The sequence below is a fragment of the Cryobacterium suzukii genome (assembly GCF_004403185.1).
Classification (GTDB): Bacteria; Actinomycetota; Actinomycetes; order Actinomycetales; family Microbacteriaceae; genus Cryobacterium; species Cryobacterium suzukii.
The window spans coordinates 1-13,652 of the sequence record NZ_SOHJ01000002.1 but is presented as its reverse complement, the minus strand read 5'-3'; the positions used below and the strand labels follow the sequence as shown (position 1 = coordinate 13,652).

General features: G+C 64.5%; 14 protein-coding genes. 7 read left to right on the top strand and 7 right to left on the bottom strand.

Annotated features, from left to right (window positions below):
- Positions 1 to 68: 68 nt before the first annotated feature.
- From E3T39_RS00770 to E3T39_RS16615, 5 genes are all read left to right on the top strand, one after another.
- Positions 69 to 671, top strand: a complete 603-nt coding sequence (locus E3T39_RS00770; RefSeq protein WP_134512874.1) for a biotin transporter BioY — start codon at positions 69 to 71, stop codon at positions 669 to 671.
- On the top strand, positions 668 to 1,348 hold the full coding sequence (locus E3T39_RS00765) for an energy-coupling factor ABC transporter ATP-binding protein (RefSeq protein ID WP_134512873.1): 681 nt from the start codon (positions 668 to 670) through the stop codon (positions 1,346 to 1,348). Before E3T39_RS00770 ends, E3T39_RS00765 begins: the two co-directional genes overlap by 4 nt.
- Positions 1,349 to 1,358: 10 nt before the next feature.
- The gene (locus tag E3T39_RS00760) at positions 1,359 to 1,952 is read left to right on the top strand and encodes an energy-coupling factor transporter transmembrane component T family protein (protein WP_134512872.1); all 594 of its coding nucleotides are present in this window, start codon (positions 1,359 to 1,361) and stop codon (positions 1,950 to 1,952) included.
- 133 nt (positions 1,953 to 2,085) lie between these two features.
- The gene (locus E3T39_RS00755) at positions 2,086 to 3,087 is read left to right on the top strand and encodes an FKBP-type peptidyl-prolyl cis-trans isomerase (RefSeq protein ID WP_134512871.1); all 1,002 of its coding nucleotides are present in this window, start codon (positions 2,086 to 2,088) and stop codon (positions 3,085 to 3,087) included.
- A 444-nt stretch (positions 3,088 to 3,531) separates the two neighbouring features.
- The gene (locus tag E3T39_RS16615) at positions 3,532 to 3,699 is read left to right on the top strand and encodes a hypothetical protein (RefSeq protein WP_166783997.1); all 168 of its coding nucleotides are present in this window, start codon (positions 3,532 to 3,534) and stop codon (positions 3,697 to 3,699) included.
- Positions 3,700 to 3,767: 68 nt separating this feature from the next.
- Here E3T39_RS16615 and E3T39_RS00750 read toward each other — a convergent pair whose 3' ends face one another.
- The 4 genes from E3T39_RS00750 to E3T39_RS00735 form a co-directional block, all read right to left on the bottom strand.
- Complete coding sequence (locus tag E3T39_RS00750) at positions 3,768 to 4,676, bottom strand: glycine betaine ABC transporter substrate-binding protein (protein WP_134512870.1); 909 nt, start codon at positions 4,674 to 4,676, stop codon at positions 3,768 to 3,770.
- A 115-nt stretch (positions 4,677 to 4,791) separates the two neighbouring features.
- Positions 4,792 to 5,739 (bottom strand): ABC transporter permease, encoded by a 948-nt coding sequence (locus E3T39_RS00745; protein WP_134512869.1) that lies wholly within the window; start codon positions 5,737 to 5,739, stop codon positions 4,792 to 4,794.
- A complete protein-coding gene (locus tag E3T39_RS00740; protein WP_194085988.1) occupies positions 5,736 to 7,058 on the bottom strand; it encodes a quaternary amine ABC transporter ATP-binding protein in 1,323 nt (440 codons plus the stop codon). Before E3T39_RS00740 ends, E3T39_RS00745 begins: the two co-directional genes overlap by 4 nt.
- A gap of 338 nt (positions 7,059 to 7,396) precedes the next feature.
- On the bottom strand, positions 7,397 to 8,794 hold the full coding sequence (locus E3T39_RS00735; protein WP_134512868.1) for a cation:dicarboxylate symporter family transporter: 1,398 nt from the start codon (positions 8,792 to 8,794) through the stop codon (positions 7,397 to 7,399).
- A 135-nt stretch (positions 8,795 to 8,929) separates the two neighbouring features.
- On the opposite strand from E3T39_RS00735, the gene E3T39_RS00730 reads away from it, so the two are divergent.
- Both E3T39_RS00730 and E3T39_RS00725 read left to right on the top strand, forming a co-directional pair.
- Entirely contained in the window at positions 8,930 to 10,609 is a 1,680-nt protein-coding gene (locus tag E3T39_RS00730) for a sensor histidine kinase (protein WP_134512867.1), read from the top strand.
- Positions 10,606 to 11,322, top strand: coding sequence for a response regulator (locus E3T39_RS00725; protein ID WP_134512866.1), 717 nt, complete (start codon positions 10,606 to 10,608; stop codon positions 11,320 to 11,322). The genes E3T39_RS00730 and E3T39_RS00725 overlap by 4 nt, the downstream gene beginning before the upstream one ends.
- Here E3T39_RS00725 and E3T39_RS00720 read toward each other — a convergent pair.
- The 3 genes from E3T39_RS00720 to E3T39_RS16310 all read right to left on the bottom strand — a co-directional run.
- The gene (locus E3T39_RS00720; RefSeq protein ID WP_198416071.1) at positions 11,319 to 12,125 is read right to left on the bottom strand and encodes an enoyl-CoA hydratase; all 807 of its coding nucleotides are present in this window, start codon (positions 12,123 to 12,125) and stop codon (positions 11,319 to 11,321) included. The two genes, E3T39_RS00725 and E3T39_RS00720, sit on opposite strands and share 4 nt — an antisense overlap.
- Positions 12,122 to 13,330, bottom strand: coding sequence for an enoyl-CoA hydratase/isomerase family protein (locus E3T39_RS00715; RefSeq protein ID WP_134512865.1), 1,209 nt, complete (start codon positions 13,328 to 13,330; stop codon positions 12,122 to 12,124). Before E3T39_RS00715 ends, E3T39_RS00720 begins: the two co-directional genes overlap by 4 nt.
- A gap of 142 nt (positions 13,331 to 13,472) precedes the next feature.
- On the bottom strand, positions 13,473 to 13,652 hold a 180-nt coding region (locus E3T39_RS16310), incomplete at its 5' end, for a hypothetical protein (protein ID WP_206751152.1).

The window sequence follows — 13,652 nt, the reverse complement described above, 5'->3', positions numbered from 1 at the left end:
CAGTTCACGGTGTTTTGTTGTAGGTATTCTTCAGCGGCGGGTGGGCACCGAAATCTAGATTTGAAACCATGACCGAAACCGTTCGTGTGAGCGCCCCGACGAGGCGCCTTCTGCCCGCCCGCGACCTGGCCCAGATCGCCATTTTTGCCGCCCTCATCGCTGCGCTCGGACTGGCCGGCCCGCTCAACATCGGGCCAGTGCCGATCACCCTGCAATCGCTCGGCGTAATGTTTGCCGGGGCGATTCTCGGCCCGCGCAAGGGAACCCTCGCCGTGCTGTTGTTTCTCATTCTCACGGCGGTCGGTCTGCCTCTGCTCGCCGGAGCGCGCGGAGGAATCGGCGTGTTCACAGTGAGCCCAGCGGCCGGCTACCTCTACGGCTGGCTGTTCGGGGCCTTCGTCACCGGGTATCTCACTGCCCGTCTGCTGCCGAAGTATCCGTTCTGGCTGGCCCTCGGTGCCACGATTCTCGGCGGCATCGTCGCGGTCTACCTGATCGGCATTCCGGTCATGGCCTTGAACCTCGGCCTGCCGCTCTGGACCACGCTCGGCCTGAACATCGCCTTCATTCCTGGAGACCTGATCAAGGTCGTCGTGACCGTGCTCGTCGCCCGCCAGGTGCACAAGGCCTACCCTGGCCTGATCGCGAAGGGTCGCCGGCCACAAGCGTGAGCGTCATATGCTTCGACCAGGTCGGGCAGTCATTCGGTGACCGCAGGGTACTGCGCGACGTGAATCTCAGCCTGACCGAGCACCGCATCGGCATCGTCGGTGCGAACGGATCGGGCAAATCCACGCTCGTGCGCATGATCAACGGGCTCGTGACTCCCACGAGCGGAACCGTCACGGTGGACGGACAGAACGTGGCCCGCCATGCCCGCGAGGTGCGCCGCAAGGTGGGGTTCATTTTCACGAATCCCGACAACCAGATCGTGATGCCCACCGTGCAGGAAGACGTGGCCTTCACGCTTCGGCGGCGCGGCCTCTCCCCCGCCGAAATCGCTGAGCGCACGGCGGCGGCCCTCGAACAGTTCGGTTTGAGCGAGCATGCCGAGCACCCGGCGCACCGCCTCTCCGGCGGGCAGAAGCAGCTGCTCGCCCTTGCCGCCGTACTCGTGGCGGAGCCGGCCACTATCGTTGCCGACGAACCGACGACCCTGCTCGACGCTCGAAATGCCCGGCGCATCGGCGAGCTGTTGCAGACACTCCCCCAGCAGGTCATCGTCGTCACCCACCACCTGCACCTGGTCGAAGAATTCGACCGCGTGATCGTGATCGAAGAGGGCACGGTCGTCGCCGACGGTGCGCCCGCGCAGTCCCTGGCGGCCTACCTCGCCCTGCTGAAATGAGCAGCGGTAAATGATCGGCCTGTACAGCCCCGGTACCTCGCTCATTCACCGGGCGCCCACTCTCCTCAAACTGTTTCTGCTCTCGCTCTGCGTCGTTCTCATCGGAACGTCGTCCAATCCGTGGGTCGTCGGCGGTGCCGCGGCCGGCGTTGCGCTGCTGTTTCTGGCGGCCCGCGTTCCCGTGCGAGCGGCCGCAGCCCAGATCGCCCCGATTGTGCTGATTCTGCTCGTCGCGGTACCGATCCAGGGATTGCTCTCCGGCTGGACGATCGCCGCTCTCATGGCGGGCCGGCTGATTGTGGCGGTGGCCCTCGCGGCCCTGTTCACGATGACCACAACGGTCACCGCCGTGCTCGAAGCGTTCCAGAACCTGCTTCGACCGTTCCGCAGGTTCATCGACACCGACCGAGTGGGACTCCTCGTCGCGCTCACCATCCGCTGCATTCCCCTGGTGAGCGATATCGTGCGTGAGGTGCTCGAGGCCCGCACGGCACGCGGCACGCGGGGCTCCCTCCTGTCGATCGCCGTTCCGGTGGTGGTGCGCTCGCTCTATGCAGCGGATGCCCTGGGCGAGGCCCTGATCGCCCGCGGCCTCGACGACTGACTGGTGTTTACCGGGGCGGCACGCCGAGGCATCCACTCAGGCGGTTCATAGGCGAAGCGTGGCAGAGTGAGAACTTGGCCGTTCATGCCACCCCAATATCGAAGCCCGCACCTACGATCTCGAAAGAGGCCCCGTGTCGAAAATTCCTGCCCTGCTCACCATTGTGGGCCTCACTCTCGCCCTCACCGCTTGTGGCAGCAGCGACACCCCCGAAGCAACGGATTTGGCTTCTGCCGCCGACGCTGCCTACAGCGAATGCACGGCACCCGGCGCGGTTTCCGACGCCGTCGATGTGACCGGCGACTTCGGTGCCGTGCCCACGGTCAAATTTGATGAGCCGCTTGACCCGTCGTCCACCCAGCGCACGGTTGCCATCGAGGGCGCTGGGACCACCGAAGCTTCCGGCGGCTCGTTGGTCGGGGCGTCACTCTCCGTGTATAACGGCACGACTGGAGCGACCGTACAGGAGACGACGTACCCGACCAGTGGCGCGAGCGAGACCATCACGGTGGGCGAAACGTTCCTCCCCGGTTTGGTGCGGGCGGTCAACTGTTCTGTTGAAGGCGATCGCATCGTCACCGTCAGCACAGCGGGCGACGCGTTCGGCGCAGACGGCGCTGAGCAGCTTAAAATCGCCGCCGGAGACTCCGTCGTATTCGTCATCGACGTCGTCTCGATCACGAACTTGGCCGACCGGGCTGACGGGGTGGACCAGCCGGCTGTACCGGGCCTGCCCACCGTTGAACTCGCCAAAGACGGTGCCCCGACCATCACCATTCCCGACGCCGAGGCACCGACTGAACTACAGATCGCCACCTTGAAGCTCGGTGATGGCGCCGTTGTCGCCGACGGTGACACCGTATCGGTCGAATACACCGGAGTTGTCTGGGCCACCGGCGAAACGTTCGACTCGTCCTGGACCACCGTCGGACCGACAACCTTTGTCACCAGCCAGGTCGTTCCGGGCTTCGGGGCTGCGCTCGTCGGCCAGACCGTCGGATCTCAGGTCCTTGCGGTTCTCCCACCAGCCGAGGGCTATGGTGAAGCCGGCAATGACAGTGCCGGAATCAGCGGAACGGACACCCTCGTGTTCGTTGTCGACATTGTGGCCACGGCGGCGACACCCGCCGGGTAGCCTGTCCCCCGGAACCGCCCGTCGATCTTTGGGTCGACGGGCGGTTCTTTTTTGCCCAGTGAGGACCGTTTCCTGAGTGTCTGCCCAGCCGCACGATGCACCGGCATGACAGTGTGGAGATCAGGTACTAACGGCCCGGCACCGTGCCGGGCGTGAGTTCGACCACCGAAAGAGGCTATTCACCTGACATCCACACTCCCCACCACGTCCACTCCCAACAAAGTCCAGGCCGCCGCTCCGGCACCCGTCGCATCCGCGGTCAAGCCGACGACCATTGACGAATATGTTGCCGCTCCCGCCGAGCCGCTGGCAAGCGTCGTCGGGCTGCTCCGCGACAAGTTTGACCTGGGCCTGCCGGAGACATCGACGGAACTGTGGCACGGGCATCCGGTCTGGCTCGAAGATGACCTGCCGATAGCTGGATTCAAGGCATATCCGACTTTTGTGACCGTGTTGTTCTGGCGCGGCCAGGCCATCACCGATGACTCGGGCAAGCTCAACGCGAGCGGGTCGGCGGAGATGAGTGAGTTGAAGCTACGCACTGTTGACGATTTTAACGGCGACCTCTTCGACGGCTGGCTGCGGCAGGTGCGCGAGCTCGAGGCGGCCTAACCACCACGAGGTAAGACAGAACGGCCCGCGTCGAAGGACGCGGGCCGTTCTGCATGCAGAAACCGTGACTAGCTGGTGAGGCCGTCCACGTACTCCTGGTTGTCTTCGATCCACTGAGCGATGACCGGTGCGTAGTCCTGGCCGTCGTAATCGACGAACATGGCCTGCTCAAGCGAGTACAGCGTGTCGAGGTCCATCTCGAAGTTCTCGACCCACTCCGCCGCCTGCGGGAAGTCCGTCTTGAAGTCGGTGCTGGCGTAGGAATGGATGCTTTCCACGCCGCCCAGGGCTCCCTGCGGGTCCTCAAGGTTCTTCAGCGGGAACTTGTTGTAAGCCCAGTGCGGTTCCCACAGGGTGACGACAATGTTCTCGCCGTTATCGGTGGCCGTCTGTAGTTCGGTCAGCATGGCCGCCGTCGACGAGGTGAGGTATTCCATGTCCTCGAGGCCGTAGCCGGGAATAACGTTGTCCGTGGTCGCGAGGGTCAGGCCGGCGCCGGGCTCGATGCCAACGATGCGGTTGCCGAACAGGTCGGCGTTGGCCGCGAGTTCCTCGAGCGAGTCGATCGGGGCATCCGCGTTGACCGCGATGGCGTTCTTGGACTCTTCGTTCCACGCACCGAGGTCGACGATGTCGTCGCCGTATTTTTCGAGGTAGGACGCGTGGGTGACCGGCAGCCAAACGTCCATATTCAGGTCGTAATCACCGGTCGACAGTCCGGAGTACACCGGTGCGATGTCACCATATTCGAGCTCGACGTTGTAGCCCTTCTCATCGAGAATGGCCTTCCATAGCTCGGATGCAGCGATGGCCTCATCCCAGCCGTTGAACACGGCGATCGACATGTCCTTCTTGTCTTCATTGCCGTTTCCGACGGTTTCGGTCTCACCGGAACCGGCGCAGCCGGTGAGAGCGAGAATACTGACGGCTCCGAGTGCGAAGCTCGACTTGATACGTGATTTGGAGGGGTTCTTCATTGGTCTTCCTTTCGTGCCACCTGCTGTGGTGACTGGGGTTGACGCTTGGTGCATACGGCGAAAGCCGCACTGTGGAACGGATGCGGATGCATCCGTAAATCTGAGTTGCCGCCGGTCAGACTCGGGCCGGTTCACCGACCGGCTGAGGGGCGCGAGTGGTCCCGGCACCGGATGCCAAGCCATCGGTTGCACGGCGCGACCGCAGAACGCGACGGATATTGCCGAAGAAGCCCATCGAGTCCGCGCTGCCGAGCGACGCGGTAATGCGGTCGAGGAAGATTGCGAGGATCACCACGGCCAGGCCGGCCTCGAAGCCGAGTGCGATGTCGATGCGGTTGAGGCTTGCCACGACCTGCGCGCCGAGGCCGCCCGCGCCGACCATACCGGAGATGACGACCATAGAGAGCGAGAGCATGATGACCTGGTTGATGCCGGCCATGATGGTCGGGGTGGCCAGGGGCAGCTGGATCTGACGCAGGATGCGCCACGGCGACGCTCCAAAAGCCTGCCCGGCTTCGACAACTTCCTGGTCCACGCTGCGGATGCCGAGCTCGGTCAGGCGCACGCCGGGAGCCATGGCGAAGATGATGGTCGCGACGATGCCGGGTACCACTCCGACGCGAAAGAGAATGAGCGCCGGGATGAGGTAGACGAACGCCGGCATGGTCTGCATGAAGTCGAGTACCGGGCGGATGATGTTCGAGGCGAGCGTGGACTTGGCCGCCAGAATGCCGAGGGGAACGCTGATCGCAATCGCCAGCACGCTCGCGACGAGCACGAGGGCGAGCGTGTCCATGGCGTTCTCCCACTGGTCGACGCCCAGGATGACGAGAAGGCCCACGACGGTTCCGACCGCGAATTTCCAGCCACGAATTCCGAAGGCGAGTACGCCGAGCACGAGCATGATCGCCCAGAACGGCGGCGCTCCGAGCAGAAACTCCACGGACTCGTAGGCGCCGTCGAAGAGGGCCCGAATGAAGACGAACAGAAAGCCGAGGGTGTCGGTGATGTAATCGACGAAGGATTCAACAACGGAACCCAGGGGAAGACGAAAGTCGTTCATGCGCGCGCTCCTTCGGTGTTGAACAGTGCGTCATCGGCCGTATCGCCCAAAATGTCGGTTATCTGGCTGACCGAGATGGTGGCAGGCGGCATCACGACCGGCAGCGGACCGGTATTCGTCGTGACGTTCCCGATGGCGGCGAGCAGGGTCACTCGAGGAATTACGCCGAGCAGCCGGTTCTTCTCGTCGACGACGGCAATCGGCAATTCGCTCTCAACCGAGGGCTCAACGAGGTCGACCAGGGCGGTTTCGGGGAGCACCGCTTTAGCGTCATCACGAATGATGCTTCGCAGATCGGTCTCGCCGGCTTTGACCATTTTCAGTACATCGCGGTCGCGCACGATACCGGCGAAGCTGCGGTCGCGGTTGAGCACAAAAGTGACGGATGTCTGCAGGTCGCGCATGGTACGCAGGGCCGCCCGGGGGCCTGCGGTCTTCGTGATGACCGACCGCACCGGTTCCATGACGCTCGCGGCGGTGAGCACTCGAGCCCGGTCAACATCCTGCACGAACTGGGCGACGTAGTCGTTGGCCGGGTCGGTGAGGATCTCCTCTGGCGTGCCGATCTGCACGATGCGGCCATCGCGCATGACGGCGATGCGATCGCCGAGAAACATGGCCTCGTTGAGGTCGTGCGTGATGAAGATGATCGTCTTGCCGAGTGCGGCCTGCAGCTCGATGAGCTGCTCCTGCATTTCGCGGCGAATGAGCGGGTCGAGGGCCGAGAACGCTTCGTCCATGAGCAGCACGTCGGTGTCGGCGGCGAGGGCACGTCCGAGGCCGACCCGCTGCTGCATTCCACCGGACAGCTCGGAGGGCAGGTTGTCGGCCCACCCGGCAAGGCCGACCAGATCGATGATCGTCTGGGCCTTCGCCAGGCGTTCCGTACGACCCATACCCTGAATTTCAAGGCCGTAGGCGACGTTGTCGATCACCGTGCGGTGCGGCAGCAGGGCGAAGTGCTGGAACACCATCGAGATGCTCTTGCGACGTACGTCGCGCAGTTCCTTGGCGGAAACACCCGTGATGTCGGTGCCGCCGACGGTCACGGTGCCGGAGGTGGTTTCCCACAGTCCGTTGAGCATGCGGATGAGAGTCGATTTGCCCGAGCCGGACAGGCCCATGACGACGAAGATTTCGCCTTTCTTGACTTCGAATGAGGCGTCAATGACGGCGGCCACTCCGAGAGACGAGATCTCTGCGCGGCTCTTGCCGGCTTTGAGCTTCTTGACGATTTCGTGCGGGCGGCGCCCGAAAGCTTTGTAAAGGTGATCTGCTTTGACTGCTATGGATTCTGGACGAGGAATACTGTCGGTCACGCGTTCTCCGGTGCACGCCCCCGTAGCCGATCTCACGGTCTACGACGCGCTGTGCTCTCGTGTCGGACGGGTAGGCACCGAGCGGCCCGGACGCGAGAATCAGCGTGGGCTGGGGCGATCATGGGATCACGTCCGTCGGCGCCTCACCATACGCATGCGGCCGTTCCATCTCAAATGGTGGCTACGCGTGCGCGTCCTGGTGAAGGGTTGTAAGACCGTTCACGAGCCTAACATACCGACTTTTCGGTGCACCGAAAGAATGTACAAAAGGGGGTGCCGCCCGGGAGGACTCCTCCGGACGACACCCGTAGCGCGAGTCTAATACCCGCGTTATCTGCCTAGGCGCGTTCCAACACCGCGGACTGCGCGGCCTTTTCGGCGGTGCGCTGGCTGTCGGATGCGCTCACATGGCCATGAGTGAGCATGGTGCGTTCGTCGAACGGTTCGAGCTTGTCGAGCACGCGATCAAGCTGCCCCCGATCGAGTTCCTTGGTCCAGGAACCGATCATGACGGTTGCCACGGCGTTGCCGGTGAAGTTGGTCAGCGCGCGGGCTTCGGACATGAACCGGTCGATGCCAACGATGAAGCCGACACCGCCGACGAGTTGCGGAGCGTGGGCCTGCAGGCCAGCGGCCAGGGTAGCGAGGCCGGCGCCGGACACTCCGGCGGCGCCCTTGCTCGCAATGATCATGAAGACGAGCAGTCCGATCTGTTCGCCGAGGGCGAGGGGCTGGCCGAGTGCGTTGGCGATGAACAGCGACGCCATGGTGAGGTAGATCGCGGTGCCGTCGAGGTTGAACGAGTAGCCGGTGGGTACGGTGACACCGACGACGGGCTTGGAGACTCCGAGGTGTTCCATCTTTGCGATCAGTCGTGGCAGGGCGGCTTCAGACGACGAGGTCGACACGATCAGCAGGTATTCCCGGCCGAGGTAGCGCATGAGCTTGAAGATGTTCACGCCCGTGACCAGTTTGAGCAGGCCGCCGAGGATGACCACTATGAAGATGATGCAGGTGATGTAGAAGGCGGCCATGAGCGTGAACAAGCTGATCACGGCCTGGATTCCGGTGGCACCGACGACCGCGGCGATCGCGCCGAACGCACCGATCGGGGCGAGCCACATGACCATGATCAGGATGCGGAATACCAGGGCCTGCACGTGCGCGATGCCATCGAGAATCGGCTTGCCGGCCGCGCCCATTCGCTGCAGGGCGAAGCCGGCGATGAGTGCCACGAGCAGCGTCTGCAGAATGTTGCCGCTGGTCAGCGACGAGAACAGGGTGGCGGGAACGATCCCGAGCAGGAACGATTTGGTGTCGGCCGATTCAGTGGCTTCAAAGGTGGCATCCGACAGGTTGATGCCCTCGCCCGGGTGAATCATGTTGCCAACGACCAGGCCGATTCCAAGTGCAAAGGTCGACATGATCAGAAAGTAGCCGAGGGCCAGGCCGCCGATCTTGCCGACGGTGGCGGCCTTGGCGATCGAGCCGATGCCGAGAATGATCGTGCAGAAAATGATCGGGGAGATCATCATCTTGATCAGGGCGATGAACAGGTCACCGAGCGGCTTGAGCGAGACGGCGAAGCCCTCGGGTCCGCCCCAGACCAAGCCGACCACGATACCCAGAATAACCGCGACGATGACGGCCATGTAGAGGTAGTGCGAGGAGTCGATTCTCTTCTTCGGTTTGCCGGCCTTGTTGAGTTTGCTGCGGGTTGATGGCGTCGCTGTCATGTCAGACTCCTATGTCTAGGCTTAACCTGGCCCACCACGGGCTCCGGCTGGTGCAATTCGTTCCACACTGGTCGACGCAGACCATCGGCGCACGGTTGCGGTCATATTGTTCACGAGCTCACGAAGGAGCATGCAGTGCGTAAAGAATGGAGCATCGCTCGGCGGCTCTTCTTCGCGCACGCGCTGTTCATCGTCGTGCTCACGGTCTTCGTCGGAACGGCCTTCTTCGTCGACGCGCGTGATCGCGGCTACGTCGAGACCGGCAATCGGATGCTCGCGGTCGCCACCGCCATCGCCGACAGTCCGCTCGTGCTCACGGCGAGCCAGTCGGCCGACCAGAGCGAATCCCTGCAGCCCTACGCGCTCAAGCTGAGCGCCGATGCCGGGCTCGACTTCATCACGATCATGGCCCCGGACCGCACCCGCTGGACCCACCCCACCGCCACCGAGATCGGCAAGGACTACATCGGCGCCATCGAGCCCGCTCTGTCCGGAACCGCCTTCACCGAAATCAGCACGGGAACCCTCGGGCCATCCGTTCGTGCCGTGGTACCGGTAACGGATGACGACGGCACCGTCCGCGCGCTGGTCGCGGTGGGCACCACGACGAGTCACATCACGATCGCCCTGAACGCCCGGCTGCCCTCGGTGCTCGGTCTGGCGCTCGGGTTGCTCGCGTCGGGGTCTGTGGTGACCTGGCTGCTCGGGCGCTATTTGCGCCGGGTGACCCTGGGCTGGGGACCGGAGCGCCTCGCACAACTATTCGTCTACTACGATTCGGTACTGCACTCGGTTCGTGAGGGGCTTGTGCTGGTCGACCTGCACGGCGATCTCGTGCTGTACAACGATCAGGCGTCGCGCCTGCTCGGCATTCCGCCACGGCCGGCTGCCGGCAGCGACGAGCGACCGCCCACCCTCACCGAATTGAGCCTGCCCCCGAGCCTCGGCGAGTTGCTGCGCAGCGGCCGCACTGCGCACGATGAGATTCATGTCACCGGTACGCGGGTGCTGGTGGTCAGCCAGGAGCCCGCGATCGCGTCATCGACCTCGGCGACTCGGGCCAAGTCAACCCCGATGGGATTCGTGGCGACGATTCGCGACCACACCGACCTGCAGAACCTCGGCAGCGAGTTGCAGTCGATGCAGACCCTCTCCGACGCGTTGCGGGCGCAAACCCACGAGCACTCCAACCGCCTGCACACGATCGTGTCGCTGATGGAGCTCGGCCGCACCGATCAGGCCCTCGAATTCGCCACGAAAGATCTCGAGCTGAGCCAGCGGCTCGCCGACGAGATGGTCGGTTCGGTAGATGAACCGGTCATCAGCGCCCTGATCATGGGCAAATCGGCGCAGGCCAATGAGCTGGGAATCGCTCTGACCGTCACGGCATCGGGCACGCTCACCCGGTCCGGGCTGTCGATTCAGGATCTGGTGACCGTGCTCGGCAACCTGGTCGACAATGCGCTCGACGCGGCGAACGCCGGCCCGGACCCTCGTCGTGTCTCGGTCACGGTGTCATCTACCGAGCAGGCCGTGGTGATCGAGGTCGCCGACAGCGGCCATGGCGTGGCCCCCGACATCATCGACGACGTGCTTCGTCTCGGATTCAGCACCAAGGATGCCGGCGCTCACGAAGCAGGCGACACGGTGCCGGGCCGTTCGATCGGTGGCCGCGGTCTCGGTCTGGCTCTGGTGCGGCAGGCGGTGACCCGCCTCGGCGGCACGCTTACCATCGGGCGGCGCGAAGGCGCCGTCTTCACCGTGACGATTCCGGCCGTGACTCGTCCGGTCCTGACCGGTGGAGATCAATCATGACTGAGGCCGCGCTTCCGGTCATCCGCGTGCTCGTTGTCGAGGACGAGCCGCTAGCCGCCGAGGCTCACGCCGTCTATGTGGGGCGACTGGCCGGCTTCGAGCTTGCCGGCACGGCAGGCACCGGGCAGGAGGCTTTTCGTCGCGTCGCAGCCGCCGCCTCGGCCGGAACCCCGATCGACCTCGTGCTCATGGACATGAACCTGCCCGACAGCCACGGGCTCGACGTGAGTCGGCGCATCCGCGCGGCCGGCCTCGCCACAGACATCATCGCGATCACCGCTGTGCGCGACCTCGACAACGTGCGTGGAGCGATCGCGGCCGGAGTCGTACAGTATCTGATCAAGCCATTCACCTATTCGACCTTCGCGACAAAATTATCCAGTTACCGGGACTTTCGTGCGGAACTGAACGGGCAGGCATCCGTCGTGACGCAGTCGGCAGTCGATCACGCCTTTGCGAGCCTGCGGGCGCCGACCGATATTCCCCGGCCCAAGGGGCTGGCCGAATCGACCCTGAACCCGGTGGTCAGGTATCTGCAGGCGCAGGCTGCGCCCGTGTCGGCGAGTGAGCTGATGGAGCCGCTTGGACTGTCGCGCGTGACGGCACGGCGCTACCTGGAGTATCTCGCCGACACCGGCCTGGTGCTGCGCGCTCCCCGATACGGCACGCCGGGACGGCCCGAGAACGAGTACAGCTGGAAGAGCGGGCGTTAGCGGTTCGTGAAAACCGGTGGCCTCTTCTCGATAAAGGCGGCCATGCCCTCGCTCTGGTCGTCGGTGGCGAACACCGAGTGAAACAGGCGTCGTTCCAAGTGGATGCCGGCGCCGAGCATCGACTCGTACGCCGCGTTCACGACCTCCTTGGCGAGCATGGCGATCGGCGCCGATTTCGCGGCGATGTCGGTGGCGGTGGCGAGCGCGTCGGCCATGAGGTCGGCGGCCGGCACTATGCGGGCGACGAGGCCGGCGCGCTCGGCTTCGACCGCGCCGATGGTGCGGCCCGTGAGGATCATCTCCATCGCTTTGGCCTTGCCGACCGCGCGGGTGAGGCGCTGGGACCCGCCCATGCCCGGAATGACGCCGAGCTTGATCTCGGGCTGGCCGAAGGTGGCGGTGTCGGAGGCGATGATGAAGTCGCAGATCAGGGCCAGTTCGCAGCCGCCGCCGAGGGCGTGGCCGGATACGGCGGCGATGACAGGGGTGCGCACGGCGGCGAGCCGGTCCCAGCCGGCGAACCAGTCCTTCAAGTACATGTCCATGTAGCTCATCGTCGACATCTCCTTGATGTCGGCGCCGGCTGCGAAGGCGCGTTCCGAACCGGTGATGATGATCGCGCCGATCCCGGGGTCGGCGTCGAGCCGGGTGGCGGCACCGACGACGTCCTGCATGGTGGCGAAGTCGAGGGCGTTGAGCGCCTTCGGTCGGTTCAGGGTGATGACGCCGACGCGGCCGTGGCGTTCGAGCAGGATGTTGGCGTAGGTATCCGAGTCGTCAGTGGTCTGGGTGCGCTCGCTCACGTGGTGGCCTCTCGTTCGGTGGTCGGTGTGGGTTCGAAGTTTTTCGGGCGTGGCAAGCGCAGCTCGCCCTCACCGAGCGGCGCGAAGTGCGCTTGAACGTCAGCGTCGCTGACAGCGCCAAGGGTGCTCGGCTGCCACCGGGGATTGCGGTCTTTGTCGATGACCTGCGCGCGAATCCCCTCGATCACGTCGTGGCCGGCCACCATGCGCAGGGATACCCGGTATTCCTGTTCGAGCACCTCTTCGAGGCTGCCGAGGTCGCGGGCGCGGCGGAGCGAGGCGAGGGTGACTTTGAGCGCGGTCGGTGATTTGGCCAGAATGGCGGTCGCTGCCTCCTGCGCTGCCGCGACGGATGATTTCTGCAACCGGTCGATGATCTCGGGCAGGTCGTCTCCGGCGTAACACTCGTCGATCCAGGCGCGTTCTAACAGGAGCGGCCCCGGTGGCACGATCGTGGCCGCGTGTTCGGCGATGGCTTCGGCAGCGGGCATCCGTTTCAGTGCGTCGACCAGGGAATCGAGCCGGGCCGAGTCAACGAAGCTGTCCGCGAGTCCGAGGGCGATGGCGTCGGCGCCGGTCATGGTCGCCGCGGTGAGGGCGAGGTGGGTGCCGAGTTCGCCGGGGACACGCGAATACAGGTATGTTCCCCCCACGTCGGGCACGAAGCCGATGGTCGTTTCGGGCATGCCGAGTTTGGTGCGTTCGGTCACGACGCGGTGCGCGGCGTGTCCGGAGACGCCGACTCCCCCGCCGAGCACGATGCGGTCCATGAGAGCGACGAAGGGTTTGGAGTACCGCTTGATCTGCGCGTTAAGCCTGTACTCGTCTGCCCAGAACCGTGCGTTCTCTTCGGGGTCACTGCCAGTATCGGTCTGGGCGTCGGTGCGGCCATCGCGATAGATCGAAACGATGTCACCGCCGGCGCAGAAGGCACGATCTCCACTTCCGGTGAGCAGAACGGTGCGCACTGCAGGATCGTCGGCCCACTCCGTGAGGGCTTCGGCGATGGAACGGATCATGGCGTGGGTCAGCGCGTTGAGCGCCCGCGGCCGGTTCAGGATGATGCGTGCGAGCGGTCCATCGCGCTGCAGCAATACTTCTTCGTCGCGATCAGGGGATGCGACAGTGGGTGCCGCGGCGCTTATACCCGGCTCCACTGTTGTGCTCTCGTCCGAGATGCTGTCGATCGAATCCGTGCGGGGCATAGAAGACCTTTCCGCGTCGATGCGGTTGAGTAGGGGTAAGCGTTAGCACAGTCTATCGACGTGAACTTTCTGGTCTGCGAGCAGTCGAGAAACTGACGCAGGGCTCCGCCGGAAGGGCAAAGACCCTGCCGGGCGGTGCGCGCTAGAAGGGTTGGGGGTCGGGGTCCGCGATGTCCCAAGCAGAGGCCCACGGGTCGGGAGGGGTCGGTTCGACTGCGGGCCCGGGTTGCGGTGGTGACGTGTCGGACTGTTCTCGCGGTGGGCCGATGCGGGTGGCGGGATCGGTGGCGCAGTGCTTGCCAGCCGGACTGGTCCAGTTGAG

Bases quoted from the DNA above. Each gene is read 5' to 3' on its own strand.
- E3T39_RS00770 (WP_134512874.1), top strand. From the start codon at position 69: ATGACCGAAACCGTTCGTGTGAGCGCCCCGACGAGGCGCCTTCTGCCC.
- E3T39_RS00760 (WP_134512872.1), top strand. From the start codon at position 1,359: ATGATCGGCCTGTACAGCCCCGGTACCTCGCTCATTCACCGGGCGCCC.
- E3T39_RS00750 (WP_134512870.1), bottom strand. From the start codon at position 4,676: ATGAAGAACCCCTCCAAATCACGTATCAAGTCGAGCTTCGCACTCGGA.
- E3T39_RS00745 (WP_134512869.1), bottom strand. From the start codon at position 5,739: ATGAACGACTTTCGTCTTCCCCTGGGTTCCGTTGTTGAATCCTTCGTC.
- E3T39_RS00735 (WP_134512868.1), bottom strand. From the start codon at position 8,794: ATGACAGCGACGCCATCAACCCGCAGCAAACTCAACAAGGCCGGCAAA.
- E3T39_RS00725 (WP_134512866.1), top strand. From the start codon at position 10,606: ATGACTGAGGCCGCGCTTCCGGTCATCCGCGTGCTCGTTGTCGAGGAC.
- E3T39_RS00715 (WP_134512865.1), bottom strand. From the start codon at position 13,330: ATGCCCCGCACGGATTCGATCGACAGCATCTCGGACGAGAGCACAACA.